Source organism: Microbacterium sp. Root322, assembly GCF_001425645.1.
Lineage (GTDB): Bacteria > Actinomycetota > Actinomycetes > Actinomycetales > Microbacteriaceae > Microbacterium > Microbacterium maritypicum.
In genome coordinates this window covers 386,103-412,386 of the sequence record NZ_LMCS01000002.1, presented here as the reverse complement: position 1 = coordinate 412,386, position 26,284 = coordinate 386,103, and the positions used below count along the sequence as shown (strand labels likewise).

Genomic DNA, 26,284 nt, shown 5'->3' with positions numbered 1-26,284 from the left:
GCTACTTCTTCTTCTTCGCCTTCTCGGTGCTCGCCGCGGGCAGGCGCGTGACGAGCTTGCGGGCATCGACGCTCTTGCGCCGGCCGGGCTTCTTGCCTTCGGGCTTGCCACCCACGTAGAGCCAGCCGAGGAGCTCCTCGTTCTTGCCGAGCCCGTGGGCCTTGGCCACCGCCTTGGCACGCGTGTAGTGGCCCGTGCGCCAGATGACGCCCCACCCGGCCTCGTCGAGCAGAAGACTCAGCACGTGCGCGACACCGGACGCGACCGCCTCCTGCTCCCACCGGGGCACCTTCTCGCTCTTGCGGTAGCTCGCGACGACGGCGATGAGCAGCGGAGCGCGAAGCGGCTTCGACGAGGGGGAGGAATCTCCCTGGGCCTTCGCGATCGCCGCGCCCAGCACCTCGCGATCCGCGCCGCGAAGCTCGATCAGCCGCCAGGGCCGCAGCGATGAGTGGTCGGCGACGCGGCCTGCCGCAGCGACGAACGTCAGCAGCTCGTCGCGGGTCGGCGCGGTGTCTTCGACCTTCGACCAGGACTGCCGTGCCCGGACGGCGTCGAGGGCGCTCACGACGCGTCGGGGGTGAAGTTCAGTGCGATCGAGTTCATGCAGTAGCGGTCGCCCGTCGGAGTTCCGAACCCGTCGGGGAACACGTGGCCGAGGTGCGACCCGCAGTTGGCGCAGCGCACCTCGGTGCGCACCATCCCGAGGCTGTCGTCTTCGATGAGCTCGACCGCATCGGGGCGGATCGACTCGTAGAAGCTGGGCCATCCGCATCCGGAATCGAACTTCGTGCCGCTCTTGAAGAGCTCGGCGTTGCAGGCGCCGCACGTGTAGAGGCCCGCACGCTCCTCATCGAGCAGCTCACCGGTCCAGGCCCGTTCGGTCGCGGCCTGCCGCAGCACGGCGTACTGCTCCTCGCCGAGCTCTTCGCGCCATTCGTCTTCGGTCTTGTCCACGCTGTACGACATGTGTCCTCCTGAGTCGTCTCCATTCTCCCCCGCGCGGCGAGGTCTCGGGTGCTCCGGGTCAGAATGGACGGATGACGGATGCTGTGCAGGAGCGCTACGCACGATTCGCCCGTGACGAGGCGCCCGGTCGCAGCGCCCTCTACGCGGCATGGGCCGCCGGAGTCGCCGCTGACGAAGAGGTGCGGGGTGTCCTGCTGCGGATTCCGGAGACGCGGAGGCAACCGCCTCTCGTGTTCGCCGTGACCCGGATGCTCGGCGCCGGACTCGCGGCGTATCCGCAGTGGCGGGAGTTCGTGCTCCGCAACGCCGACGAGGTCGTCGCGGAGTGCGCGAGTCGCAGCCTGCAGACCAATGAGCCGCTCCGCCTCGCCGCGCTGCTTCCCGTGCTGTCCGAGATCGACGGCCCGATCGCGTTGCTCGAGGTCGGAGCCTCTGCGGGGCTCTGCCTATACCCGGACCGCTACTCGTATCGCTTCCTCGGTGACGACGGCGCGCTCCGAGCCGCGCTCGACCCCGTGGAAGGACCGTCGACAGTCGTGCTGGAGAGCACGGTGACCGGACCTCTGCCCCGGTTGCGTCTTCCGGAGATCGTCTGGAGGGCAGGCATCGATCTGGCTCCGCTGGATGCGGCGGACGAACGGGATCGGAGGTGGCTGCGCGGACTCGTGTGGCCGGGGGAGAGGGGGAGGGAGGAGCGCATCGATGCCGCGCTGAACATCGCGGCATCCGATCCGCCTCTGCTCGTCGCCGGGGATGCTCTGGAGGGCATCGAGGCGCTCGCGGCCGCCGCACCGACGGAGGCGACGCTCGTCATCACGACACCCGGCGTTCTTGTGCACATCCCGCGGGAGCTCAGGGGCGCCCTGGTCGCGTGCATCTCCGCCCTGGACGCGCGCTGGGTCACGATCGATCCGCCCGGTGCCCTGGATGTCTGGGTGCCTCCGGTGGACACGGAAGATTGGCCGGGCTTCGTCGTCGCGATCGACGGGCAGGTGCGTGCGGCCGCGGATCCTCTCGGCGCCTGGTGGGAGTGGCGAACGCCCCTCCCCGCGGATGGGTCCTAACCTGGACCCATGCTCGGAGATCTCACGGAGCGCGACCGCGCGATCCTCGCGATGGAGGTCGCGTGGCCGCGCCACGGCTCGGCCAAGGAGGAGGTCATCCGTGCCCAGCTGGGGATGAGCGCGGCGCGCTACTACCAGCTCCTCGGGCGACTGATCGAATCGGAAGCCGCTCTGGAGTACGACCCGATGCTGGTGCGGAGACTGCGTCGGATCCGGGATTCCCGTGCCAGGCAGCGCTCGGCCCGGACGCCGGGTTTCGTGGGCTGAACGGACGCACTGACAGCCTTGTGCATCGCATGATCCGCGCCGAGGAACGGATTGCCAGGAAGGTGCCGCTAGCATCGAGGGGTGTCCAAGCCCTCCCGCGATCGCTTCGATGACGTTCCCCGTTCCTCCGGACGTGTAGGAGCGCACCGCGCCGAAGCGCCGGGGATGAACGGCTGGGTCGTGCTGCTGTGGTCCTTCGTCGCCGCGCTCGTGCTCATCATCGGCGGGATCTTCGGGTCCCTCGTGGTGATGGGTCGCGTCTCGCTCTTCCCCGAGGCCGTGCCCACCGCCGTGCCCACCCCGGAGGAGACCGGCGTGGTGGACACCTCGATCTCCGTGCTGATCCTCAACGGCACGCCGGACGAGGGACTGGACACGCAGATGAGAGATCTGCTCATCAACAACGGGTGGGCGTCGGACATCGTCTTCGCGGGCGACAGCTCCAGCCAGGACTTCCCCGCCACGACGGTCTTCTACCTCAACGACGAGGACGAGCTCGCAGCGATCGGGCTGGCGAAGCTCCTCGGCGGCGCAGCCGTGCAGCAGAGCGACTACTACTCCGGTCAGACGGAGGACGGGCAGAAGCAGTTCACGGTGGTGATCGGCCTCGATCGATCGAGCTCGGCGTCCGAGACGCCCGGGGAGACTCCGGCCCCCTGACCCCCGGGGTGGACCTCACCTCCGGCGGCTTGCACTCGAAGGTGTCGAGTGCCAGAATGGCGTTAGCACTCTCTCACTCTGAGTGCTAAACCCAACGTCTACGTCCAGGAGGGACGAAAAAACTCATGGCAAAGATCATTGCTTTCGATGAGGAGGCCCGCCGCGGCCTCGAGCGCGGCCTGAACATCCTCGCCGACGCGGTCAAGGTCACCCTCGGCCCGCGCGGCCGCAACGTCGTTCTCGAGAAGAAGTGGGGCGCCCCCACGATCACGAACGACGGCGTCTCCATCGCCAAGGAGATCGAGCTGGACGACCCGTACGAGAAGATCGGCGCGGAGCTCGTCAAGGAGGTCGCCAAGAAGACCGACGACGTCGCAGGTGACGGCACCACGACCGCCACGGTCCTCGCCCAGGCTCTGGTCCGCGAGGGTCTGCGCAACGTCGCAGCCGGCGCCGACCCCATCTCGCTCAAGCGCGGCATCGAGAAGGCCGTCGCTGCGATCACCGAGGAGCTGCTCGCCAGCGCCAAGGAGATCGACTCCAAGGAGCAGATCGCCGCCACGGCCTCGATCTCCGCTGCTGACCCCGCGATCGGCGAGCTCATCGCCGAGGCGATCGACAAGGTCGGCAAGGAGGGCGTCGTCACCGTCGAGGAGTCGCAGACGTTCGGCACCGAGCTCGAGCTCACCGAGGGCATGCGCTTCGACAAGGGCTACCTGAACCCCTACTTCGTCACGGACCCGGAGCGCCAGGAGGCGGTTTTCGAGGACCCGTACATCCTCATCGCGAACCAGAAGGTCTCCAACATCAAGGACCTCCTGCCCGTCGTCGACAAGGTGATCCAGGACGGCAAGGAGCTCGTCATCATCGCCGAGGACGTCGAGGGCGAGGCTCTCGCGACGCTCGTGCTGAACAAGCTCAAGGGCATCTTCAAGTCGGTCGCCGTCAAGGCTCCCGGCTTCGGCGACCGCCGCAAGGCGCAGCTCCAGGACATCGCGATCCTCACCGGTGGTCAGGTCATCACCGAAGAGGTCGGCCTCAAGCTCGAGAACGCCACGCTCGACCTGCTCGGTCGTGCACGCAAGGTGATCGTCACCAAGGACGAGACCACCATCGTCGAAGGTGCCGGCGAGGCAGACCAGATCGAGGGTCGCGTCACGCAGATCCGTCGCGAGATCGAGAACACCGACAGCGACTACGACCGCGAGAAGCTCCAGGAGCGCCTGGCGAAGCTCGCCGGTGGCGTCGCCGTCATCAAGGCCGGAGCCGCGACCGAGGTCGAGCTCAAGGAGCGCAAGCACCGCATCGAGGACGCCGTTCGCAACGCGAAGGCAGCCGTCGAGGAGGGCATCGTCCCCGGTGGTGGCGTCGCGCTCATCCAGTCGGGCACCAAGGCTCTCGACTCCCTCTCGCTCTCGGGCGACGAGGCGACCGGTGCGAACATCGTCCGCGTCGCGATCGAGGCTCCGCTCAAGCAGATCGCGCTGAACGCCGGTCTCGAGCCGGGTGTCGTCGCGAACAAGGTCTCCGAGCTCCCCTCGGGCCAGGGCCTCAACGCGGCCACGGGTGAGTACGTCGACATGTTCGCTGCGGGAATCATCGACCCGGCGAAGGTGACCCGCTCGGCGCTGCAGAACGCAGCCTCGATCGCGGCTCTCTTCCTCACCACCGAGGTCGTCGTCGCTGACAAGCCCGAGAAGGCTGCAGCTCCCATGGGTGACCCGTCGGGTGGCATGGACTTCTGATCCAGCTCTCCTGACAGAACGCCCCCGGCTTCGGCCGGGGGCGTTCTGCGTTGATGCCGAGGTGGTGTCACCGGAACAGACTGGCCGAGTACTGATCGGCGTCTGCGTACTGGGTGGCGACCGAGCCGAGAGAGGTGCCGATCGATTCGAGCACCTGCTCCACGTGGACCTGAGCGCCCTGCCACTGCTCGGCGCACGTCTGGAAGGCATTGGACGCCGTCCCCGACCAGGTCGACTGCAGCTGGCGGAGCTGGGCCATCAGGGTCGCGGACTCGCTCTGCAAGCGCTCGATGGTGGCGCGTGTCGCTCCGTGGGCCGCATGGACGGCTTCGGTGTCGACGGTGAAGACAGACATGGGAACTCCTTCTCGTAGGGGTTCCGAGGCTAAGCGGACGTCGCTGCCGTGTGCACCGACGAAGACAGGGAGCTCCGCGTGCTGTGCGCAATCGGTTCGCGGCAGTGGCGGTGCAGAAGTGCAGGCGCTCCGGCCCGGGGCTCAGGGCAGATCGAGCCGTTCCAGAGGCTGCGTGTCCTCGAGGAGATGCGCGGGCGTGGCCTGCGCCGGTGCGAGAGGAAGTGTGACGGTGAACGTCGCGCCGCCACCAGGGGTCTCCGAGACGTCGACGCCGCCGTGCAGCGCCTTCAGGATCGATGCGACGATGGCGAGCCCGAGGCCGGAGCCTCCCGTCTCCCTGGCGCGTGAGGTGTCGGCTCGCCAGAACCGCTCGAAGATCTGCTCCCGGATCTGCGGAGGGATCCCCTCGCCGTGATCGACGATCGCGATGCTTCCGGTTCCCGCGACGCGGTCCGAGTCGACGACGATCTCGATCGGACCGTCTTCCGGGGAGAATCGGCGCGCATTGCCCAGCAGATTGGTGACCACCTGACGGACCTTGTTCTCTTCGCCGAGCACGATCGGCGGTGTGCGCACAGGGAGATCGGTGACCTCTGTGAAGTCGATGGCTGGGGCCTGCTCCTGCGGCCGGGGACGACGGCGAAGGCGCGAGAGCGTGGCGCGCGACAGGCCGCGCGGGGTCGGGGGCTGCGGCGGCTGAAGCGGTGGGATCTCGTGAACGGGGATCACGGTCTTGCTGTCGGCGGTGCGGTCGATCACGGTGACCGTGCGTCCGGGAGCCGCGGCACGCAGATCGAGGGCGGCGTCCCTCGCGATCGGCCGCAGATCGAGCGGCACGATCTCCGGCTCGCGTTCCTCGTCCAACCGAGCGAGAGCGAGAAGGTCCTCCACCAGGACACCCATCCTGATGGCTTCCTTCTCGATGCGCTCCATGGCCCGGGCCGTATCCTCCTCGCCCTTGATCGCGCCCATGCGGTACAGCTCCGCGTAGCCGCGGACACTCACCAGCGGCGTGCGCAGCTCGTGGCTCGCATCGCCGATGAACCGCCGCATGTGCTGCACCGTGCGGTCCCGCTGCGCGAGAGAGCGGTCGACGCGATCGAGCATCGTGTTGATGGCGGTGTTCAGCCGCCCGACCTCTGTGGTCGGCTCCAGGTCGGTCAGCCGCTGCCGGAAGTCGCCGGCGGCGATCGACATGGCTGTCGCCTCGACCTGGCCGAGCCTGCGGAACGTCAGGGTCACGAGTCCACGCGTGAGGAGTGCGGCGATCAGGATGGTGATCAGGGCGATCGTGATGTAGATGCCGAAGTACTGGCTGATGATGCGATCGGCAGGCGAGAGCGGCAGGGCCACCAGCTGAATGCGCAGCACTCCGCCCTCCGAGGGGACCACGGCGACGGCGGCATGGAAGCGCTGGCCGTCGGCTCCCTCCATCTCGAGCGGGATCTGGTCGGTGTTCGCCGTCGCTTTCGTGAGGGAGTACTGGGCGGGGAACAGAGGCGCCTGGCCCGCGGTGCCGCGTGCCGTCGCACGGAGCTCGCCCGTCGCGTCGTAGATCGCGAAGGAGAAGTCCCGAGGCTGCTCGTCGCGGGGGGTGTAGGTGCTGACGCCATCGACCGTCACGGTGTCGAAGTAGCGATCGACCAGGTCGCTGGAGACCAGGGCGGGAAGCTGGGCGTCGATGTTCGCGACCAGGGCGTTGCGCAGGATCGGCACCGTGCCGATACCCGCGACGAGCAGGCCGAGGGCGAGCACCGCGACCGTGACGCCGGTGACCTTCGCCCGAAGGCTGATGCGTCGCCACCAGCTGGTGACCGCATCGGGCTTGTGCGCCATGCGGTCCTCCCTCATGCGGCGACTCCGCCGCGGGGCGGCGTCGATGGTGGTGCGGTGGTCGTCAGACCGTCTTGCCGACCTTGAGCATGTAGCCGAAGCCGCGCTTGGTCTGGATCAACGACTCTTCGGTGTGCGGATCGATCTTGCGGCGGAGGTAGGAGATGTAGCTCTCCACGATGCCGGCGTCGCCGTTGAAGTCGTACTCCCAGACGTGGTCGAGGATCTGGGCCTTCGACAGCACGCGGTTCGGGTTGAGCATCAGGTAGCGGAGCAGCTTGAACTCCGTCGGGCTCAACTCGATCGGCTCCTTGCCGACGTGGACGTCGTGCGTGTCCTGATCCATGGAGAGCTCACCGGCGCGGATGATCGACTCCTCGTCGGCCTGCATCGTGCGGCGGAGGATCGCCTGGGCCCTGGCGACGATCTCGTCGAGGCTGAACGGCTTGGTGACGTAGTCGTCGCCACCCGCGTTGAGGCCTTCGATCTTGTCGTCGGTGCCGTCCTTCGCCGTCAGGAACAGGATCGGGGCGGTGAAACCCGCGCCGCGGAGGCGCTTGGTCACGCTGAACCCGTTCATGTCGGGCAGCATGACATCCAGGATGATGAGGTCTGGCTCCTCTTCGAGGACGGCCGAGATCGTGGCGGCGCCGTTGGCGACCGTCTTCACCTGGAATCCGGCGAAGCTGAGACCCGTGGAGAGCAGGTCGCGGATGTTGGGTTCGTCATCGACGACCAGGATGCGCGGAGCAGTCATGTCCCCATTATGGTGACTCCGGCCATGTGGATGCTGACTATTGTGCGGAACGGCGTGGAGTCGCCCCCTTCGAGCGAGCCGGGCGCGCGGCAGGTGGACGGCGGGAGCCGAGATCGTCCCACGGTCGGATGCGGCGCACAGCTGCGCACGGGAGGATCGAGGTATGAGCTTGAACGAGGACGCCACCCCCGCCCCCGGAAACACCGTCGCACAGGCCGGACTGCCCGGTGTCGAGCAGCTCGCCTACCACCGGCTGGCACGCCTGCGGCCGCGGTATCGCTGGTGGCGCATGCTGCTGACCGGGCTCGTCGGCATCGCCCTCTACATCGCGATCCTGCTGATCGTGATCGTGCCGCTGGCCATCGTGTCGATGTTCGTCCCGGAGTGGGGTGTCGACGCGCAGGTGCTCCTCACGACGTCGCAGTATTTCGACCTCGACCGCCCGTGGCTGCTCGTGGCGCTGGTGCTGCCGCTGATCCTGATGATCCCCGCCCTGCTGCTGGCCTCGCGGATCGTCGAGGGACGCGGGGTCGGTCTGCTGTCGTCCGTCACCGGGCGTCTGCGGATGGGATGGCTCGGCAGGAGTCTGCTGTTGGCGCTCGCGGTGTTCGTCGTCTACTTCGCCGTCGTGCTGGGGTGGTCGGCGCTCACCGGCGACGCGGTGACCGCCGACTTCTCGCACCCGGGGCTGTGGATCATGGTGCTGCTCGTGCTGCTGCTGATCCCCTTCCAGGCCGCGGCCGAGGAGTACGTGTTCCGCGGGTATCTGATGCAGCTGGTCGGGGGATGGCTGCGTCATCCCGCCTTCGCCATCCTCCTGCCCGTGCCGCTGTTCGTGCTCGGTCACGGCTACGACATCTGGGGCGCGGCCAGCGTGGGCATGTTCGCGATCGTCGCCGCCTGGCTGACCTGGCGCACGGGTGGACTCGAGGCGGCGATCTCGCTGCACATCGTCAACAACGTGCTCATCTTCCTGCTCGGATCCGTCACCTTGGTCGACGCCAACGCGACCTCGGGCACGGCTGTCGACCTTCTCGCGTCAGCGCTGGCCATGGTCGTCTACGCCCTGCTCGCCGACCGTTGGGCGGCGAGGGTCGGGATCGCACGCACGGCGCGGGCCGCATCGCCCACCGTGGGGGCGACCGGTACCCATCACCTCGGCCTCGCCGTGCAGGGACGTTCCGCCCGAGCGTGATCTTCCGCGGTCAGGCGGCGATCGCGTCCGAGTCCATGATCGTGTAGCTGTATCCCTGCTCGGCCAGGAAACGCTGGCGGTTCTGGGCGTAGTCCTGATCGATCGTGTCGCGGGCGACGAGGGTGTAGAAGCTCGCGGTGTGCCCCGACTGCTTCGGGCGCAGCAGGCGACCCAGTCGCTGGGCCTCCTCCTGACGCGATCCGAAGGAGCCGGACACCTGGATCGCGACCGAGGCCTCAGGGAGGTCGATCGAGAAGTTCGCCACCTTGGAGACCACGAGGAGCGAGATGTCGCCTTCGCGGAAGGCGCGGTAGAGCTCTTCGCGCTCGTCGATGGGGGTCGCGCCGGTGATCTGCGGCGCGTTCAGAGCCTCGGACAGCGACTCGAGCTGATCGAGATACTGTCCGATCACGAGGATGCGCTCGCCCTCGTGCTTGGCGATGAGTTCACGCACCGCCTGGACCTTCGCCGGGGCGGAGGCCGCCAGGCGATAGCGTTCGTCGTCGGTCGCCGCGGCGTATTCGAGCCGGTCGCTCGGCGGCAGATCGACGCGCACCTCGTAGCACGCGGCGGGGGAGATGAAGCCCTGCGCCTCGATCTGCTTCCAGGGAGCGTCGAAGCGCTTGGGGCCGATCAGGCTGAAGACGTCGCCCTCGCGTCCGTCCTCGCGCACGAGGGTGGCGGTGAGGCCGATGCGTCGACGCGCCTGCAGGTCGGCGGTGAGCTTGAACACCGGAGCCGGCAGCAGGTGCACCTCGTCGTACACGATGAGGCCCCAGTCGAGGGCATCGAGCAGCGCCAGGTGCGCGTACTCGCCCTTACGCTTCGCGGTCAGGATCTGGTAGGTCGCGATCGTGACGGGCTTGACCTCTTTGGCCTGACCCGAATACTCGCCGATCTCCTCGGGAGTGAGGCTGGTGCGCTTGAGCAGCTCGTCGCGCCACTGGCGGGCCGAGACGGTGTTGGTGACGAGGATCAACGTGGTGGTCTTGGTCGCGGCCATCGCGCCGGCGCCCACGATCGTCTTGCCGGCGCCACAGGGGAGCACGACGACGCCCGAGCCGTCCTTCGAGAAAGCATCGACGGCATCCTGCTGGTAGGGGCGGATGTGCCAGCCGTCCTCGGCGAGGTCGATCTCGTGCGGTGTCCCCGGGGTGTACCCGGCGAGGTCTTCGGCGGGCCAGCCGATCTTCAGCAGCTCCTGCTTGATCTGCCCGCGAGCCCAGGCATCGACGACGAACGTCTCAGGCGTCGGGTGGCCGATGAGCAGCGGCTGGATGCGCTTGTTGTTCGCGACCTGCGCCAGCACGGCGGGATCGGAGGAGCGCAGGATCAGGGTTCCCTCGTCGTCGCGTTCGATGACCAGCCGCCCGTAGCGGTTCACCGTCTCGCGCAGGTCGACGGACACGGAAGGCGGCACGGGGAAGCGCGACCAGCGATCGAGCGTCTCGAGCATGTCTTCGGCGGTGTGCCCTGCGGCTCTGGCGTTCCACAGCCCCAGACGCGTGATCCGGTAGGTGTGGATGTGCTCGGGGGCGCGTTCCAGCTCGGCGAAGATCGCCAGCTCGTGGCGGGCGCTCTCGGCGTCGGCGTGGGCGACTTCGAGCAGCACGGTGCGATCGCTCTGGACGATCAGTGGGCCATCAGACATAGCTCACCAGTTTAGCGGTCGAGACAGGTGCAGGGCCCTACGGCGCGACGATCGTCGCTGTGAGGATGCTCGACACCGGGAGGGTCCGCTCCACGTCGGCCGCCCGGTCTCGTCCGCGGAGTCTGCCGCCGCCGATCCCTGTCGCTTCCAGGAGGAGTTCCCTGGTCGATCCGTCCGGCATCCCGACCGTGACCTGGAGGACGGACTTCGCGCGCACGGCAGCCTCGAGCTCACGGTCGAGCCACGCCGCATCGGCATCCGGTCCCTGATGCGAGCGCAACCGGGTGATGAGCGGCATCAGGTCGATCGAGTCCCCGGTCGATGCCGACGACGGGGGCGCCGGATGCCGCTCGCGGACGAGCAGGGCGCCGTCGGGGCCGACGAGCGTCGCCGGATATCGCGCATCGGTGAGCGCCCAGTACACCGTGTCCCGGCCGACGCGGGTGGTCAGGGCGTCGAGGTGCGCGGTGAGGGCGAGCGGGCGCAGGGACTGATCCACCGCCATCGCCTGGATGAGGTGCGAGTCGGAGCTCTCGATCCGCGTGCGGCCGGTCTCGTCATCGGTCGAGACGCGGACCAGTCCGTGTCGCTGGGCGGTCTGGGCGATCAGGTAGCTGAGGGGCTGAGGGAGACCCGTGAGGGAGACGGAGGAGAGGAAATCGAGGATCGACTGCTCGGTCTCGCCTGCGACGAACGCGTGCGCCACCGACTCGGAGGTGAAGCGGTAGGACGACGCCTGGGCTGCGGACTCCCGGGCCGCGATCGTGCGCAGTCGTACGTCGAGCGCCGGCTCCAGCGGACCCGGTGCGATCGCCGTCAGATCGTTCTGCAAGAAGATGCGGTCGACCTCGGTCGGCAGCAGGCGCACGAGAGCTTCCGGGTCGGCGGCATCCCCGCGACGCAGGCTCACGGCCCACTCGGGCTCGGTTGCGTCCTCGGCGATCAGACCGAGCAGCGAAGCCGCTTCCTGCAGGGTGCGCGAACGCTCGGCCCAGGCGGGATCCCACGGGTGTGCGAACGGCCACACCTCGGGCGGGATCCATCCGCCGGTCTCGGAGCGGACTCCGCGTGGCAGCGCGTCGCGGAACGCGGTCGCAAGTACCGCCCATCGATCGGCAGCGGACGAGCGCAGCCAGTCCTCCGCCGACTGGCTCGATCGCAGCCGCCGGTCTGCGGAGACGGCGAGCCCGGACTGGAGCGCGATGGCGGCGAGGGTGTCGACGATCTCGGCGGGGACGCCGGCTTCGGTGAGCTGACGCTTCTCGCCGGCGCTGACGCCACCGCCCGTGAGCAGGGCGAACGGGCTCTCCCTCGCGATCATCAGAAGGTCGGCGAGCACGGCCACGGTCGTGAAGGCGCGCTCGGCCGCGTGCGCTGCGGCAGCCTCGGACGAGGCCGGTGCCGGTGCTTCGGCGGGCGGTCCGGAGGCGGTGCGCCCGGCGATCGCGGCGACCACCGGGGGATAGGGCGTGCCGTCGGGACGGAGCAGCGCGAGCGCTTTCAGTTGCTCCGTCTCGCGTCCGGCGTCCTTTCCGGAGGCGGCGGAGACCAGCGCGCTCGCCTCGGATGCCGTGAGCGTGGGGAGCACACGCGTCAGCGATGCCGGATCGAGCAGTGCCTCAGCGGCATCGAAGAAGTCCTGCCACGGCGCATCCGCTCGCACGCCCCGTGCGCGGAAGAGGTGGCGGAGGTCGTCATCGCTCGCTGCCGCCAGCCAATCCGCCAGCGGTCGCGCGTGAGTGCTCATGGCCGATGCCTCAGGAACGCGAAGACGCGCGTCCCTTCCGGATGAAGCTCATGGTCAGGAGCGTGATGATCATGAGGAAGGCGACCGGCAGCCCCCAGTAGGGGATCGCGGCGACGACGGGCCAGATGCCCTCGCCGAACGCGGCCTGGTCCATCCCGAGCGCGGTGCCGATGATGATCGCGAAGAAGCACACCACGGACGCCGCGGCGATTCCGAGCGCGGTGAACGCCAGGATACGATCCAGCCGGCGGATGGGAACCTCCGGTTCGGAATTCTGCGTGCTCATCCGCCTCAGCCTACTCGCACTGAGGCCTTCGGCTGCGCGAGCGCCACGACCGGTAGGCTGGGGGCACGCGCACGAGCGCGTCCACTGTTCTGCATATCGATCTCAGCGAGGTTCTCCCATGCCCACCGGCAAGGTCAGGTTCTACGACGAAGACAAGGGTTTCGGCTTCATCGCCAGCGATGACGGCCAGGACGTCTTCCTGCACGCCTCCGCGATGCCCACCGGCACCGCGGTGAAGGCCGGTGCACGCGTGGAGTTCGGCGTCGCCGACGGCAAGCGCGGACTCCAGGCGCTGTCCGTGCGTGTGCTCGAGGCACCGCCCAGCCTCTCGAAGGCCAAGCGCAAGCCTGCAGACGATATGGCCATCATCGTCGAGGATCTCGTGAAGCTCCTCGACGGCATCGGCGGGGATCTGCGCCGCGGGCGCTACCCCTCTTCCGGACAGGGCCGCAAGATCGCGGCCGTCCTGCGCAAGGTCGCTGATGACCTCGACGCCTGACGCCGACGCGCGTCTCATCGCCGCCCACGACCTCGCGCTGGCCGCGCTGGCCGAGATCACCCCGGCGTCCACTGTCGGCCCCGCCGCCGGATACCTCGCCGAGGAAGACGGCTCGGTCTCGCTGCGCTTCCAGAACCGACTCCCCGGCTACCCGGGGTGGTTCTGGACCGTGACCGTCGCCCGCGTCGAGGGCGAGGAGCCTACGGTCCTCGAGATCGAACTCCTGCCCGGCGACGGCGCGCTGCTCGCGCCGGAGTGGGTCCCCTGGGCCGAGAGGCTGGCCGAGTACCGCGCCCATCAGGTCGAGCTCGCCGAGGCGGCCGCTGCTGCCGGCGGCGACGTGGCGATCGGCGACGATGCGTTGGCCGACGATGGTCTCGACGACGACGACCTCGATGACGACGACCTCGACGACGGCGAAGCGGACATCCTGCACGCCGGCGATCTGGACGGCGTGGACATCGACGAACTCGACGACGGCGCCGCCGAAGACGAAGAGTCGGAAGACGACGACGCCGACGCCCTCGATGAGGACGCCGGCGAGGTCGACGAGGAGGAGTGACTCCAGGCGCTCAGGCGCCCAGGTTCTCCAGCACGTACTCGATCGATCGGGTCAGCTGACGCACGTCATCCGGCTCGATCGAGACGAACGTGGCCACGCGCAGCTGGTTGCGCCCGAGCTTGCGATAGGGCTCCGTGTCGACGATCCCGTTCGCGCGGAGCGTCTTCGCGATCGCCGCGGCATCGATGCTGTCGTCGAAGTCGATTGTGGCGACCACGGGTGAGCGGTGTGCGGCTTCCGTGACGAACGGCGTCGCGACGGAGGAGGCCTCGGCCCAGTCGTACAGAACTGAGGACGACTCGGCGGTGCGCGCCGCCGCCCAGGCGAGGCCGCCGTTGTCGAGGATCCAGCGCAGCTGGCTGTCGAGCAGGTGCAGGGTCGTCAGTGCCGGGGTGTTCAACGTCTGGTTGAGCCGCGAGTTGTCGACCGCGTTCTTCAGGCTCAGGAACTCGGGGATGTAGCGACCCGACGCGGCGATGCGATCGATGCGCTCGATCGCGGCCGGCGAGACCGCGGCGAACCACAGGCCACCGTCGGAGCCGAGGTTCTTCTGCGGTGCGAAGTAGTACACGTCGGCCTGTGCGGCATCGAAGTCGATACCTCCCGCCGCGCTCGTGGCGTCGATGACGGTCAGTGCGCCATCGACGGCGATGCGCTGGATCGGTGCGGCGACGCCGGTCGAGGTCTCGTTGTGCGGCCAGGCGTACACGTCGACGCCTTCCACGACCTCGGCGACGGTCAGCGAGCCGGGCTCGGCCTTGCGCACGTCGGGTGCCTCGAGCCAAGGGGCGGCGGCGGAGGCAGCGAACTTGCCGCCGAACTCGCCGAACACGAGGTTCTGGCTGCGGCGTTCGATGAGGCCGAAGGCTGCCGCGTCCCAGAACGCGGTCGATCCGCCGTTGCCGAGGATGATCTCGTATCCCTCGGGAATGCGGAACAGGGCGGCGAGCTGCTCGCGGACGCTGCCGACGAGGTTCTTCACCGGCGCCTGACGATGCGATGTCCCCAGGATCGTCGACCCCGAAGAGACCAGTGCCTCGAGCTGCGCAGGGCGCACTTTCGAGGGACCGCAGCCGAAGCGGCCGTCGATGGGCAGGAGGTCACGGGGAATCTCGATCGCCATGGGTCGATTCTAGGGGGCGCTCGACCTGTCGCAGGACCGCTCGAGAGTCCGATGTCCGCCGGGGAATGTAGGCTTGCCTAAGAACCTCGGAGGGCCTGCACATGACCGACCTGATCGACACCACGGAGATGTATCTCCGCACCATCCTCGAACTCGAGGAGGAGAACATCGTGCCGCTGCGCGCGCGCATCTCCGAACGTCTCGGCCACTCCGGTCCGACCGTGTCGCAGACCGTCGGCCGCATGGAGCGCGACGGTCTCGTCATCGTCTCCGAGGATCGCACTCTCGAGCTCACAGACGCGGGGCGCAACAAGGCCGTCAACGTCATGCGCAAGCATCGGCTCGCCGAGCGTCTGCTGTCCGACGTCATCGGACTCGACTGGGCGTTCGTGCATGAAGAGGCCTGCCGCTGGGAGCACGTCATGAGCGAGCAGGTCGAACGCCGCCTCGTAGAGCTGCTCGGACATCCCACCGAGTCGCCGTACGGCAATCCGATCCCCGGACTCGACCAGCTCGGAGACGTTCCCGCGCGCACGTTCGACGAGGGCGTCATCGGACTCGTGCAGCGTCTGAACGCCGCGGGTGCACCCGTCGAGGGCACGGTCCGTCGTCTCGCCGAGCCGGCTCAGGTCGATCCCGAGCTGCTCGAGCAGTTGCGTGACGCGGGTGTCGTTCCCGGCGCCCACGGAGACTTCCGCTTCAGCGAGGGCTACGTGCTCATCCAGATGGACGGCAAAGACGAGGGGCTCGAGCTCCCGGTGGAGCTGGCATCGCACATCTTCCTGGTTGGCGAACCGGCCTGATCCCGCGAGAAATCCGGGACCGTCGCCAGCGCAGCGGCGGGGCGCCGGAGGCTTCTGCGGTGATTGTCAGATTCCCGGGGTGACATGATCGTTATCTTCCGGTAACCTCGGACAGGTCGCCAGCGAAGAAGCCCGCTGGAGATGAACCCGCGAAGATTGCCTTCCAGGCTCGTCGTCTTCACGGCAGGAACGCACAAAGTACCCGAGCTACATTCGTGCCACGAGAGCAGAGTGCCGACGAGCCAGCGCTGACCCGAACAGCGCGAGGGCCCAGGAGGACCAAGTTTTGGCCGCAGACATCGAACCGCCCGCGAAGAAGACATCTGAAGACCGAGTACCCGCCCGCCGATCCGGTGCGCGCATGAGTGCTCGCAAGGCCGTCAAGCCACTCCGATCCATCGCCATCTTCGGAGCCGTCGGTGCACTGGTCGCCGGAATCGCGCTGCCCGCCTTCGCCTCGACGAAGCCGAGCGAAGCCGCGCCGACGACTGTTCAGCAGCTCGCGGCCGTCGACGCGCAGTCTCTCGTCGTCGCTTCGCAGGCCACTGCGGCACCCCTCGCTCGCGGCACCTTCAGCGCGACCACCCCCGAGGAGATCGAGAAGAAGAAGGCGGAAGAGGCGGCCGCAGCACGTGCAGCCGCCGCTGCTTCCACCGCAGGGACCGCCTCCTCCCGCTTCAACACCGCGGGCTACGCGCTCACCTCGCCGGGTTCCGGTGAGGTGCGCTATCCGCTTCCCATGGGTTCGTGGAACGTCAGCCGCACGGTGGGCGGTGGGCACAACGGCGCCGACATGCTCGCCCCGGCCGGTACGCCGATCTATGCGGCCGCCGCCGGCGTCGTCCGTGCTTCCGCAGAGAGCATCGGCGGCTACGGCGTTGCCGTGATGCTCGACAGTGTCGTCGGTGGGCAGCGTGTGCAGACCACCTACGGCCACATGATCTACGGCTCGCGTCAGGTGCAGGTGGGGCAGACGGTCTCCGCCGGGCAGCTGATCGGCTACGTCGGCAGCACCGGCCGCTCGACCGCCAACCACCTCCACTTCGAGGTCTGGATCAACGGCGGACTCGTGGAGCCCATGTCCTGGCTCTCGGTCAACGCCGGCTGATTTCCGGACACGCCTCACTCCATTCACCCGCTGTTTCGCCCTGCACCCAGCGCGATGGGTTAGCCTGATCCCGTTGTCGTACAGGTGGGAGAGGCTGATGGAGCGAATACCGAGCATCCGAACCATGGATGCCCTCGGTCGTCACGTCCTTCTGCATAGCCCGCAGGGATGCCACGGCGTTGCCGTGCGCGAAAGGCGCTGTCTCTAGACGGCGCCTTTTTTCGTCCTCGCGATCGATCTGCCTCCTGCACGACCTCGTGTGAGTCGAGAGTGCCGGGAAGCCGTCCCGGCGGATCGAGAGGATGACGAATGCGCACACTGGTCCTGAATGCCGGATACGAGCCGCTGGCGATCGTGTCGTTCAAACGAGCCCTGGTGCTGGTGATGAACGACAAGGCGACCGTGATCGAACGGGTCGAGGAAGACCCCGTCTGGGGCACGCACGGCGTCTACGATCGCCCGGCGGTCATCATCCTGGCCCGTTACGTGCGGGTCCCGACGAGCAGGCGTGTGCCGGTAACCCGGCGCGGTGTGCTCCGCCGCGACAACCACCGCTGCGGATACTGCGGGAAGGCGGCATCGACGATCGATCACGTGCTGCCGCGCTCGCGCGGGGGAGCGGACTCCTGGGAGAACCTCGTCGCGTGCTGCCTGCGCTGCAACAACGTCAAGAGTGATCGCACGCCGCAGGAGATGCGCTGGCAGCTGCGCTTCACCCCTCGACCGCCGCACGGCACCGCCTGGACCGTGCGCGGAACCGAACGCAGCGACCCGCGATGGGAGCCGTACCTCGCTCTGGCCGCCTGACGCCGCGGACCCGCTGACGAGGCCCTGAGACGACGAAGAGGGGCCACCCTTTCGGGCGGCCCCTCTTCTCTTCGACGTCGTGCCCGCGACAGGATTCGAACCTGCGACCTGCCCTTTAGGAGAGGGCTGCTCTATCCCCTGAGCTACGTGGGCGTGCATCCAGTCTAAGGGACCGGATGCACGCCGCCACGTCTCAGTCCTTCCCGCGCCGCCACAGCTTCGACGGCCACCAGATCGCCTTGCCGATGTCGTAGGTCAGCGCCGGGACCAGCAGCGAACGCACGACGAAGGTGTCCAGGAGCACACCGAAGGCGACGATGAAGGCGAGTTGCACCAGGAACAGGATCGGGATCACCGACAGCGCGGCGAAGGTCGCGGCGAGCACGAGACCCGCCGAGGTGATCACGCCGCCGGTGATCGAGAGACCACGCAGGATGCCCTCCCGCGTCCCATGCGCCTTCGACTCCTCGCGCACTCGCGTCATCAGGAAGATGTTGTAGTCGATGCCGAGCGCGACGAGGAAGACGAAACCGAAGAGAGGAACTGCGGGATCGGCACCGGGGAAGGCGAAGATGCCGTTGAAGACGAGCGCCGACACCCCCATCGCCGTGCCGAAGGACAGCACCGTGGTGAGGATCAGCAGCACGGGCGCGAGGACCGAGCGCAACAGCAGCATCAGGATGAACATGATCACCACGAGGATGACGGGAATGATGAGGTTCCGGTCGTGGATCGAGGCGTCGTTGGTGTCGATCGAGGTCGCCGTGACTCCTCCCACCAGGGCATCCACGCCGTCGAGTTCGCCGCGAAGCTCGCGCACCGTGGAGGCTGCGGCCTCGGAGTCCGCCGCATCGGTCAGAGTGCCCTGCAGGAGCACGTCGCCCTTCACCGTGGTCGGCTCGGGGACCGGCGTTCCGGGAGGGCCCACTGCCGTGATCCCGTCTGCGGTCACAGGGGCCGAGCCGCTCGGGGATTCGGCGGAGGTCACGGAGACCGCGTCGACGCCGTCGTTCGCGAGCAGGATGTCAGCGGCGTCCTGCAGCTGGTCCTCGGCGACGACGACGTAGACCGGACTGCCGGATCCGCCGGGGAAGTGCTCGCCGAGCGCCACCTGGCCGTCGCGCGCTTCCGATGCACCGAGGACCAGGTCGGACTGCGGCACGCCGTCCACATCGAGCTGGGTGACTCCCGCCGCTCCCGCGAGCAGGACGAGCGTGGTCACGATCCAGATCACGCGCGGACGGCGCTTGATGAAGCCGGCGAGTCGCGCCCACAGACCCGTGGTGCGCATGCCGTGCTCTGCGGCGACGACCTCCGGCTCGAAGCGCGGGCGTCGCGGCCAGAAGACGGCGCGTCCGAAGAGCAGCAGCAGTGACGGCAGCAGCGTCAGGGCGGAGAGCATCGCGAACACGATGCCGATCGCCGCGACCGGCCCGAGCGTGCTGTTGGATTTCAGATCGCTGAGCAGCAGGCACAGGAGCCCTGCGATCACCGTGCCGCCCGATGCGACGATCGGCTCGACCGAGCCCTTCCACGCCGCCATGATCGCGGTGCCCTTGTCCTGTGAGACGCGCAGCTCTTCTCGGAAGCGCGCGACCAGCAGCAGGGCGTAGTCGGTGGCAGCGCCGATCACCAGGATGAAGAGGATTCCCTGCGTCTGGCCGCTGAGCAGCAGGATCTCGAACTTCGCGAGCCACCACACCACGAGCAGCGCGACGCAGAGCGCGAAGAGGCTGGTGGACAGCACGACCAACGGGAGGAGGAACGAGCGATACACCAGCACCAGGATGACCAGCACGGCGAGGAGCGCGACGCCCAGGAGTAGGCCGTCGATACCGGCGAAGCCTGCCACCAGGTCGGCACTGAACCCCGCTGGTCCCGTGATGTAGACCGTGATCCCGTCAGGGACCGCAGCGCGCAGCTCTTCCCCGAGAGCGCTCGTCGCGTCCGCGAGCTCGGCGTCGGAGTCGATCGGGATGAAGGCCTGCACCGCGCGGCCGTCATCCGAGGGGAGTGCGGGAGAGACGTCTTCGCCGACGCCCTCGACCTTCGGCGCGTCCGCGACGGCACCGGAGATCGCGTCGAGCTCGGCAGCGGTGAGCTTCTCGTCGGAGGTGAACACGGCGATGGCCGGGATCGAGTCGCTGTCGTTGAACTCGCCCAGCAGCTTCTGCACCTGGGTCGCATCCGCGGACTCGGGGAGGTAGGTGGTCTGCTCGTTGGAGGAGACCTCGTCGACCTTGCCGAAAAGGGGGCCGCCGAGCGATGCGCCCACCAGCCACACGAGGATCAGGGCCACGGGGAGGAAGACGCGCACCCAGGAGTGTCGTCGTGAACGCTCCCTCGTGGACGGGGTCGGCGTCGGTTCGCGGCGGGACATCGGGTTCCTTTCGGGTGTGCTGCGGGTCAGGAGATCCACGCGAGGATGAGGATCATCGTGGCGAGGAAACCGGCGAAGTAGTTCAGGGCGATGAAACGTCGCCAGGCGCGGTTCGTGGAGCCGGAGGTCTCATCGGTCACGTTCCACCACCGAGCCGCGTTCACGACGTAGGGCAGAGCCAGGGCCGCGGCGAGCGGGCCCGGCCAGGGCGTCAGCAGCATGGCTGCGCCCGCGATCACCCACAGGGAGAGGGACAGGCGTACGGTCGCGCGCGCTCCGATGACGGTGGCGATCGACGAGATCCCGGCCTCCCGATCGGGCCCGATGTCCTGCACGGCACCGAAGGCGTGTGCGGCCATGCCCCAGAGGAAGAAGGCGCTGAGCGTGATGACCGTGGCGGCGGTCGCCGGGACCCCGGCGAGGGCGAGGCCGACGATGGCAGGACTCACGAAGTGCGTGCTCGAGGTGATGGAATCGAGGAACGGGCGCTCTTTGAAGCGCAGGACGGGGGCGGAGTACGCGATCACGGCGAACACGCTGACCGCCAGCCAGAGCCAGGACGCCGGATTCCCGACGATCACGAGGTAGACGAGGAAGGGGATGTTCGTCACCGCCGCCGCCCAGAGCGTCGTCCGGTGCATGCGGGGTGCGAGGAGGGCCCCCTCGATCCCGCCCTTGCGGGGGTTCGCGAGGTCGGAGGCGTAGTCGAAGACGTCGTTGATCCCGTACATCGCGAGGTTGTAGGGGATGAGGAAGTACAGCGTGCCGATCACCAGCGTCAGATCGATCTCGCGTGTGCTGAGCAGATACGCGGCGGCGAACGGGAAGGCCGTGTTGATCCAGCTGATCGGACGCGACGACAGCACGATCTGGGCGATGTCGCGTCCGATGCTGTTCGACGGGGCTGCGGCAGTGCTCATCGTCGTTCCTCCTGTTCGAGCGTTCGACGATCCTGCACTCGCCGCCGGGCGCGCATCGCCGTCCACAGGGCCGGAAGGAGCAGCGCGCCCGCCAGGGGGTACGCGAAGTCCTCGATGGGAGCCAGTCCGATGTGCACCCCGAGCAGCGGGTCCTGCGCGTAGTGGAAGAGGCCGCTTGCGATCATCGCGGTGTCGAAGGCCGCGGTGAGCAGGAACAGCACGATCACGGTCAGCACGACGGCGAGCGGTCGCGGGCCCTTTCCGCGGGATGCGAACGCGAGCCCGATGCCGCCGAGGACGGCGACGGCGACGAAGCACGCGGAGAGCTGGATATAGGTCATGACCCGCCGCCTTCCGCCTGCTTGCGGCGCCGTGTCAGCACCCGTTCTGCTCCGGTGTAGATGATCATGGTGCACACCACGAGGAACAGCAGGAAGATCGGTTCCTCGAGGGGCAGCTCCGGCGCGAGCACCAATCCCGTCGCGATCATGCCGTCGCCCCGGAAGAAGATCCCGTTGGCGATGCCGGCGACATCCCAGATCAGGAAGAAGACGAGACCGACGGCCGTCACCACCGCAGCCGATACCGCATCGCGCCAGAAGAAGAGTCGAAATCGCCAGTCCAGCAGCAGCATGCAGCCCAGCGACAGGAGAAGGGCCGCCAGGTACACCACGCCCATCAGGACGCCTCTGTCCCCGCAGGTGAGGTGCGGGGGACGGGGAGCGGACCGGGGGAGTGATCGCCGCGGATGCGCTTGAGGACGATCTCCGCACTGATCAGGCACATCGGGACACCGACACCCGGCGCGGTGGTGGCACCCGCGTAGAACAGACCCTGCACGCGCTTCGACGTGTTCTGAGCACGGAACATCGCGCTCTGCGAGAGGATGTGCGCGGGCCCCAGCATGCCGCCGTGCCAGGAGTGGTAGTCGTCGCGGAAGTCGGCGGGACCCTTCGTCTCGCGCACCACGATGCGGTCGCGGAGATCGGGGATCCCGGCCCAGGTCGCGACCTGATCGATCGCCGCGTCCGCTGCGCGTTCGATCGCGGGTGATCCCTCTCCGTCGGTTCCACCGTGTCCGAGATCGACGTCCGCGGGTACCGGGATCAGCACGAACAGGTTCTCATGATCGGCGGGCGCGACCTCGGGGTCCGTGGCACTGGGGCGGCACACGTAGATCGACGCCGGGTCCGGCACGGTCGGGGAGGCCCCGAAGATCGCGTCGAAGTTCGCGTCCCAGTCGTCGGTGAAGAACAGGGAGTGGTGCGGGAGCTCGGGGAGCGCGCCGCGCACGCCGAGCATCACGAGCACGCCGCCCGGTCCGCTGGTGCGTCGCGCCCACCACGACTCGGGGTAGGTCTGCAGCGAGGGCGGGAGCAGAGTGGTCTCGGTGTGGTGAAGATCGGCCGCGGAGACCACCACATCGGCGCTCTCGATGTGCGAGGAGCCGGCGCCGTCGACCCAGCCGACACCCGTCACACGGGTGCCATCGGCGCCGTCCTGCGTGCGGATTCCGGTGACGTTCGCCTCGGTGATGATCCGTACCCCCGCGTCGAGGGCCAGCGCTTCGATCCGCTCGATCACACGCCAGAAACCGCCCTGCGGATAGCTGACGCCCTGGTCGAGATCGAGCGCGCTCATGAGGTGGTACATCGCCGGCGCGCTTCGGGGGTCGGTTCCGAGGAACACCGCGGGGTAGCCGAGGATCTGGCGCACCACGGGGTGCGTGAAGCGTCGGGCAGCGAAGGACTGCAGCCGCGTTCCGAGCAGGGTGGCGAGGCGAGGCAGCGCCCGGAGCACCTCCGGTGCGAGGAGCGAGCGCATGCGGGTGAACGGGTTGTAGAGGAAGTACTTCTGCGCCATCGCTCCGGCATGCTGCGCGGAGTCGAGGTAGGAGTCGAGCTCCGCTGTGGAGCCGGGCTCCAGTTCTTCGAAGAGCCGGGTGACCTGCTCGCGTCCGGCCGGCACCGTCACGGGGGAGCGGTCGGCATCCGTCGCGTCCGGGGCGCGGAACACCCGGTAGCCGGGGTCGAGGCGGATGAGGTCGAGCTGCTCCGCGGTCGAGGTGCCCATCATCGCGAAGAAGTGGTCGAAGACCTCGGGCATGAGGTACCACGAGGGGCCGGAGTCGAAGCGGAAGCCGTCGCGCTCGATCGTCCCCGCGCGTCCGCCGACGCGGTCGTTCTTCTCGAGCACGACCACCTCGTGCCCGTCCCGAGCGAGCAGGCCCGCTGTCGCGAGACCGGCGACTCCTGCACCGATGACCACGACCCGGCTCATCGGTCGCGCTCCATCGCGGTGGTGAGGACGGCGCGGGTGGCGAGTGCGGCCTTGATCGGATCGGGAACGCGCACGCGGCGTCGGTAGAGGACGTCGGCAGGTGTCTGGGACACACGTCGGGTGAGCGCGGCGAACAGAGCCAGGGCGCTGCGCACCGCCGCACGGGCGTCCTTCGGCAGCAGCGGGATCGTGTCGCGGGCGTCGGACAGCTGCCGGAACACGGTCGCAACCCATGCGTCGCGATCGGCATCCGTCAGACGCGCGGTCCCACCGAGGTAGCCGCGGTGGAGTCGGTCGGTGTCGTCTGCGAGGTCTCGGAGGAAGTTCACGTTCTGGAACGCCGCACCGAGCTGGCGTGCACCGTGGCGCAGGGTCTCGAGCTCTTCGGGCGTGCGCTCGACCCCGCGCAGGAAGACCTGCAGACACATGAGACCCACGACCTCGGCGGAGCCGTAGACGTACGCCGCATGGGCGTCGATGTCGTAGGCGGCGAAGCCGGCGTCCTCCTCGATGTCCGCGCGCATCGAATCGAAGAACGGCTGTGTCAGGTCCTCGCCGATCCCGCACTCCCGTGCGGTACGCGCGAACGCATGCAGGATCAGGTCGCTGCTGTAGCCGCTGCGCATCGATCGATGAGTCTCGGCGATGTAGGAATCGAGGGCGGCCGATTGCGCGGCGACGTCCAGCCCTGCCTCGGCGGCCACGCCGTCGACGATCTCATCGGCGATGCGCACCATGGCATAGATGTTGCGTACGTGCTGGCGATGGCGCTTTCCGAGAAGACGGGTGGCGAGCCCGAACGACGTCGAATAGGTGCGGATCACATCGGTCGTCGCGATCTCCGCCGTGCGGTTGAAGCGACGAAGGGCGGTGTCGTCCCTGTGGCCGGCCGAGTTCGCGGTCATCGGCTGCGGCTTCCGACACGGGACGCGAGTGCGCGGATGGCATCCCCGGCCGCTGCCGGGAGCAGCCCGGCGGCCTCCGCCTCGCGCAGTGCGGCGTCCGCCGACTCGAGGTGCTCCCGCACCAGGCCTCGCACGAAGCTCTCCGAGCCGCATTCGCGTAGCCGATCGCGGGCAGCTGCTCCGTCCGTGGGGCTGAGGTCGGCTCTGCCGAAGTGCAGCTCGATCCCGTCCCACTGGCTGGTCATACGCGCGTAGGCGATGATCGCGGTCTCCTTGCCCTCCCGCAGATCGGAGAACGGGTCCTTGCCGTGCTCATCGGGGTCGCCGAACACGGAGAGCAGATCGTCCTGCAGCTGATAGGCGAGGCCGAGGTGCCGGCCGATCACGGCGAGGTGATCTTCTGCCGCGGTCGACGAGCCGACGAGCACCGCGGCCGCCCGCAGCGGGAGCACGAAGGAGTACGTCGAGGTCTTGTACGCGCTCGTGGAGAGTATCGTCCGCAGATCGGGGGTGATGATGCCGTCGCTGAGTGCCACATCGGCGTGCTCACCGGCGACGGTCTCGAAGATCGTCTCCTCGAGCAGGCCGAGCAGACGCTCGCGGGCCTCGTCCGTGACGCCCGCCCGCGCGAATCCCAGCACCGCCGACGACAGCAGCAGGTCTCCGAGGAGGATCGCGCTCGAGCGCGCCCAGTGGAGGGCGGGTTCGGTCGGGCCCGCCGGGCGTCCTGCGACGAGCGCACCGATCAGATTGGGGCGCCGCCGCCGCATCAGATCGCCGTCGATGACGTCGTCGTGCAGGAGGAAGGCGAAGTGGAGGAGCTCGACATGGGCCGCGACATCGATGGCGGAGCGCATCTCGTCGGCGGTCAGAGGGGCGGGTGCCAAAGCACGCGCGAGGTCTAGGAGCAGACGCGGGCGGATGAGCTTTCCGCCGAGAGCGTGCTCCTCAGCCGCCTGCCACAGTCTGACGAACTCGCTCCCGTACTGTTCGGCGGCGGCGCTCCGCTCGGAGAAGCGGTGTCGCAGGGCCTGCTCGATCCGTGTCCCCAGCGATTCTTCCGTCGTCGTCGTGCTCATCTCTCACACCTCGCCGAGCCGCCGCAGCAGCGGGAGCTGCTCGACCAGCCAGGGACTGAAGGCGAAGGGCGCATGCGTGACGGCCTCGACGAGCGGACCGACGGCGACCCACGTCCATTCGGACACCTCGTCGGGGTTGGCGGCGGGTTCGCCGTCGAAGACCGCGACGTGCACGGGGCAGATCTCGTTCTCGACGATTCCGCTGGCATCCACCGCGCGGTAGCGGTAATCGGGGAGGATCATCCGGATCTCGGAGAGCTGCAGGCCGAGCTCGCCGGCGCCGTGTCGACGCACGGCATCTGACATCGCCTCGTCGGGCCGAGGATGCCCGCAGAAGCTGTTCGTCCAGACACCGGGCCAGGTCTTCTTCGAGAGTGCTCGGCGCGTCAGCAGCAGTCGTCCTTCGCGGTCGAGGACGTAGCACGAGAAGGCGAGGTGCAGGGGAGTGTCGTGGGTATGAACTTCGCTCTTGGGAAGGGTGCCGATGGCTGTCCCGTCTTCCGCGAGGAGGGTCACGTCGTCCATGGCATCTCCCTGTTCTGAAGCTTCTCCATTTAGCTAACTTGGTGAGTAGTCAACTTAGCATGAAACTGTTGGTGTGTAACATGATCGCATGGACACGGAGCCCGGCACCACCCCGCACGCGGGCGCGCAGGATTCGCTCCCCGTCGCAGGCGAAGGATCGCGGTCATCCGAGGCGGCCCCGGATGGGCTGACCCATTCGGCCATCTACGACGTCGAGGCGAGCGATCCTCGCAGTGTCCTGATCGACCGGACCGGCGTCTCGCCGGAGGAGCTCAAGCAGATCTCGAGGGTCATGGAGGCGCTCGCCGGACTGCGCGAGGCGGAGCAGACGCTCTCCCAGGCATCGCGTCGATACATGCGCCTGAACGAGACCGACATGCGCGCGCTGCACTATCTGATCGTGTGCGCGAACCGGAACCTGGTGGCGACGCCCGGAGGGATCGCGCATCACCTGGGGGTCTCGACCGCGGCGACGACCAAGCTTCTCGACCGTCTGGAACAGGGAGGGCACATCACGCGTTCCCCGCACCCGACGGATCGCAGGGCGCTGCAGATCAACATCACCGCGCAGACGCGTCATGCCGCGATGGAAACCGTCGGACGGCAGCAGGCGAAGCGCTTCTATTCTGCCGCCCGACTCGCGCCTGCCGAAAGGGAAGTCGTGATCCGATTCCTCATGGATATGACAGAAGAGATCACGCTCCGCGACGAACCCTGGTTGCAGGGAGGCGCTTAATACCCGCCTGCCGGTGCAGGCGGAAGTG

The 26,284-nt window shown here is 68.2% G+C and carries 28 protein-coding genes and 1 tRNA gene; 11 read left to right on the top strand and 18 right to left on the bottom strand.

What is annotated here, in order from left to right; all coding sequences use genetic code 11:
• Position 1: 1 nt before the first annotated feature.
• Positions 2 to 568: a nitroreductase family protein gene (locus tag ASC55_RS06720; protein ID WP_055873864.1), complete on the bottom strand. Its 567-nt coding sequence runs from the start codon at positions 566 to 568 to the stop codon at positions 2 to 4.
• Complete coding sequence (msrB, locus tag ASC55_RS06715; protein ID WP_017828933.1) at positions 565 to 969, bottom strand: peptide-methionine (R)-S-oxide reductase MsrB; 405 nt, start codon at positions 967 to 969, stop codon at positions 565 to 567. The genes ASC55_RS06720 and msrB overlap by 4 nt, the downstream gene beginning before the upstream one ends.
• Positions 970 to 1,040: 71 nt before the next feature.
• Here msrB and ASC55_RS06710 point away from each other — a divergent pair, with 71 nt between their 5' ends.
• The 4 genes from ASC55_RS06710 to groL all read left to right on the top strand — a co-directional run bounded on the left by ASC55_RS06710 (position 1,041) and on the right by groL (position 4,705).
• Positions 1,041 to 2,033: a DUF2332 domain-containing protein gene (locus ASC55_RS06710; RefSeq protein WP_055873861.1), complete on the top strand. Its 993-nt coding sequence runs from the start codon at positions 1,041 to 1,043 to the stop codon at positions 2,031 to 2,033.
• Positions 2,034 to 2,042: 9 nt separating this feature from the next.
• On the top strand, positions 2,043 to 2,300 hold the full coding sequence (locus ASC55_RS06705; RefSeq protein WP_017828931.1) for a DUF3263 domain-containing protein: 258 nt from the start codon (positions 2,043 to 2,045) through the stop codon (positions 2,298 to 2,300).
• Between the two features lie 81 nt (positions 2,301 to 2,381).
• On the top strand, positions 2,382 to 2,960 hold the full coding sequence (locus ASC55_RS06700) for a LytR C-terminal domain-containing protein (RefSeq protein ID WP_235563130.1): 579 nt from the start codon (positions 2,382 to 2,384) through the stop codon (positions 2,958 to 2,960).
• A 125-nt stretch (positions 2,961 to 3,085) separates the two neighbouring features.
• On the top strand, positions 3,086 to 4,705 hold the full coding sequence (gene groL, locus ASC55_RS06695; protein ID WP_055873854.1) for a chaperonin GroEL: 1,620 nt from the start codon (positions 3,086 to 3,088) through the stop codon (positions 4,703 to 4,705).
• A 67-nt stretch (positions 4,706 to 4,772) separates the two neighbouring features.
• Here the strand turns inward: groL and ASC55_RS06690 are convergent, their stop codons facing one another.
• From ASC55_RS06690 to ASC55_RS06680, 3 genes are all read right to left on the bottom strand, one after another.
• The gene (locus ASC55_RS06690; RefSeq protein ID WP_055865175.1) at positions 4,773 to 5,060 is read right to left on the bottom strand and encodes a WXG100 family type VII secretion target; all 288 of its coding nucleotides are present in this window, start codon (positions 5,058 to 5,060) and stop codon (positions 4,773 to 4,775) included.
• Positions 5,061 to 5,201: 141 nt separating this feature from the next.
• Positions 5,202 to 6,896, bottom strand: coding sequence for a sensor histidine kinase (locus ASC55_RS06685; RefSeq protein ID WP_082524257.1), 1,695 nt, complete (start codon positions 6,894 to 6,896; stop codon positions 5,202 to 5,204).
• Between the two features lie 61 nt (positions 6,897 to 6,957).
• Entirely contained in the window at positions 6,958 to 7,650 is a 693-nt protein-coding gene (locus ASC55_RS06680; RefSeq protein ID WP_017828926.1) for a response regulator transcription factor, read from the bottom strand.
• Positions 7,651 to 7,813: 163 nt separating this feature from the next.
• Between ASC55_RS06680 and ASC55_RS06675 the strand changes: the two genes are divergently transcribed.
• On the top strand, positions 7,814 to 8,845 hold the full coding sequence (locus tag ASC55_RS06675; RefSeq protein ID WP_055873851.1) for a CPBP family intramembrane glutamic endopeptidase: 1,032 nt from the start codon (positions 7,814 to 7,816) through the stop codon (positions 8,843 to 8,845).
• 10 nt (positions 8,846 to 8,855) lie between these two features.
• Here the strand turns inward: ASC55_RS06675 and ASC55_RS06670 are convergent, their stop codons facing one another.
• From ASC55_RS06670 to ASC55_RS06660, 3 genes are read right to left on the bottom strand one after another with little or no spacing between them, the layout of a single operon-like run.
• On the bottom strand, positions 8,856 to 10,496 hold the full coding sequence (locus ASC55_RS06670; protein ID WP_017828924.1) for a DNA repair helicase XPB: 1,641 nt from the start codon (positions 10,494 to 10,496) through the stop codon (positions 8,856 to 8,858).
• Between the two features lie 37 nt (positions 10,497 to 10,533).
• Positions 10,534 to 12,243 carry a helicase-associated domain-containing protein gene (locus tag ASC55_RS06665; RefSeq protein ID WP_055873849.1) on the bottom strand — a complete coding sequence of 570 codons (1,710 nt, stop codon included), beginning with the start codon at positions 12,241 to 12,243 and terminating at the stop codon, positions 10,534 to 10,536.
• Positions 12,244 to 12,253: 10 nt separating this feature from the next.
• Positions 12,254 to 12,529, bottom strand: a complete 276-nt coding sequence (locus ASC55_RS06660; protein WP_017828922.1) for a hypothetical protein — start codon at positions 12,527 to 12,529, stop codon at positions 12,254 to 12,256.
• A gap of 118 nt (positions 12,530 to 12,647) precedes the next feature.
• On the opposite strand from ASC55_RS06660, the gene ASC55_RS06655 reads away from it, so the two are divergent.
• Positions 12,648 to 13,028, top strand: a complete 381-nt coding sequence (locus tag ASC55_RS06655; protein WP_017828921.1) for a cold-shock protein — start codon at positions 12,648 to 12,650, stop codon at positions 13,026 to 13,028.
• Complete coding sequence (locus ASC55_RS06650; protein WP_055865161.1) at positions 13,012 to 13,590, top strand: DUF3027 domain-containing protein; 579 nt, start codon at positions 13,012 to 13,014, stop codon at positions 13,588 to 13,590. The genes ASC55_RS06655 and ASC55_RS06650 overlap by 17 nt, the downstream gene beginning before the upstream one ends.
• Before the next feature lie 10 nt (positions 13,591 to 13,600).
• On the opposite strand, the gene serC is transcribed toward ASC55_RS06650, so the two are convergent.
• Positions 13,601 to 14,713 (bottom strand): phosphoserine transaminase, encoded by a 1,113-nt coding sequence (gene serC / locus ASC55_RS06645; RefSeq protein ID WP_055865158.1) that lies wholly within the window; start codon positions 14,711 to 14,713, stop codon positions 13,601 to 13,603.
• A 101-nt stretch (positions 14,714 to 14,814) separates the two neighbouring features.
• Between serC and ASC55_RS06640 the strand changes: the two genes are divergently transcribed.
• The 3 genes from ASC55_RS06640 (at position 14,815) to ASC55_RS06630 (ending at position 17,431) form a co-directional block, all read left to right on the top strand.
• Complete coding sequence (locus tag ASC55_RS06640; RefSeq protein ID WP_055865154.1) at positions 14,815 to 15,516, top strand: metal-dependent transcriptional regulator; 702 nt, start codon at positions 14,815 to 14,817, stop codon at positions 15,514 to 15,516.
• A gap of 361 nt (positions 15,517 to 15,877) precedes the next feature.
• A complete protein-coding gene (locus ASC55_RS06635; protein ID WP_055866793.1) occupies positions 15,878 to 16,624 on the top strand; it encodes a M23 family metallopeptidase in 747 nt (248 codons plus the stop codon).
• A 309-nt stretch (positions 16,625 to 16,933) separates the two neighbouring features.
• Complete coding sequence (locus ASC55_RS06630) at positions 16,934 to 17,431, top strand: HNH endonuclease (RefSeq protein ID WP_029258662.1); 498 nt, start codon at positions 16,934 to 16,936, stop codon at positions 17,429 to 17,431.
• Positions 17,432 to 17,511: 80 nt separating this feature from the next.
• Here ASC55_RS06630 and ASC55_RS06625 read toward each other — a convergent pair.
• From ASC55_RS06625 to idi, 9 genes are all read right to left on the bottom strand, one after another.
• A tRNA-Arg gene (locus ASC55_RS06625) sits at positions 17,512 to 17,584 on the bottom strand.
• Between the two features lie 40 nt (positions 17,585 to 17,624).
• Positions 17,625 to 19,811 carry an MMPL family transporter gene (locus ASC55_RS06620; protein ID WP_055873846.1) on the bottom strand — a complete coding sequence of 729 codons (2,187 nt, stop codon included), beginning with the start codon at positions 19,809 to 19,811 and terminating at the stop codon, positions 17,625 to 17,627.
• A 26-nt stretch (positions 19,812 to 19,837) separates the two neighbouring features.
• Entirely contained in the window at positions 19,838 to 20,731 is an 894-nt protein-coding gene (locus ASC55_RS06615) for a prenyltransferase (protein ID WP_055873843.1), read from the bottom strand.
• Positions 20,728 to 21,072: a lycopene cyclase domain-containing protein gene (locus ASC55_RS06610; RefSeq protein WP_055873840.1), complete on the bottom strand. Its 345-nt coding sequence runs from the start codon at positions 21,070 to 21,072 to the stop codon at positions 20,728 to 20,730. Before ASC55_RS06610 ends, ASC55_RS06615 begins: the two co-directional genes overlap by 4 nt.
• Complete coding sequence (locus ASC55_RS06605; RefSeq protein ID WP_055873837.1) at positions 21,069 to 21,410, bottom strand: lycopene cyclase domain-containing protein; 342 nt, start codon at positions 21,408 to 21,410, stop codon at positions 21,069 to 21,071. Before ASC55_RS06605 ends, ASC55_RS06610 begins: the two co-directional genes overlap by 4 nt.
• Positions 21,410 to 23,011: a phytoene desaturase family protein gene (gene crtI, locus ASC55_RS06600; RefSeq protein WP_055873834.1), complete on the bottom strand. Its 1,602-nt coding sequence runs from the start codon at positions 23,009 to 23,011 to the stop codon at positions 21,410 to 21,412. The genes ASC55_RS06605 and crtI overlap by 1 nt, the downstream gene beginning before the upstream one ends.
• Entirely contained in the window at positions 23,008 to 23,916 is a 909-nt protein-coding gene (locus tag ASC55_RS06595) for a phytoene/squalene synthase family protein (RefSeq protein ID WP_055865136.1), read from the bottom strand. Before ASC55_RS06595 ends, crtI begins: the two co-directional genes overlap by 4 nt.
• On the bottom strand, positions 23,913 to 24,995 hold the full coding sequence (locus ASC55_RS06590; protein WP_055873831.1) for a polyprenyl synthetase family protein: 1,083 nt from the start codon (positions 24,993 to 24,995) through the stop codon (positions 23,913 to 23,915). Before ASC55_RS06590 ends, ASC55_RS06595 begins: the two co-directional genes overlap by 4 nt.
• Positions 24,996 to 24,998: 3 nt before the next feature.
• Entirely contained in the window at positions 24,999 to 25,520 is a 522-nt protein-coding gene (gene idi / locus ASC55_RS06585) for an isopentenyl-diphosphate Delta-isomerase (protein WP_055865130.1), read from the bottom strand.
• 88 nt (positions 25,521 to 25,608) lie between these two features.
• Here idi and ASC55_RS06580 point away from each other — a divergent pair, with 88 nt between their 5' ends.
• Positions 25,609 to 26,256: a MarR family winged helix-turn-helix transcriptional regulator gene (locus ASC55_RS06580; protein WP_082524256.1), complete on the top strand. Its 648-nt coding sequence runs from the start codon at positions 25,609 to 25,611 to the stop codon at positions 26,254 to 26,256.
• Positions 26,257 to 26,284 lie beyond the last annotated feature (28 nt).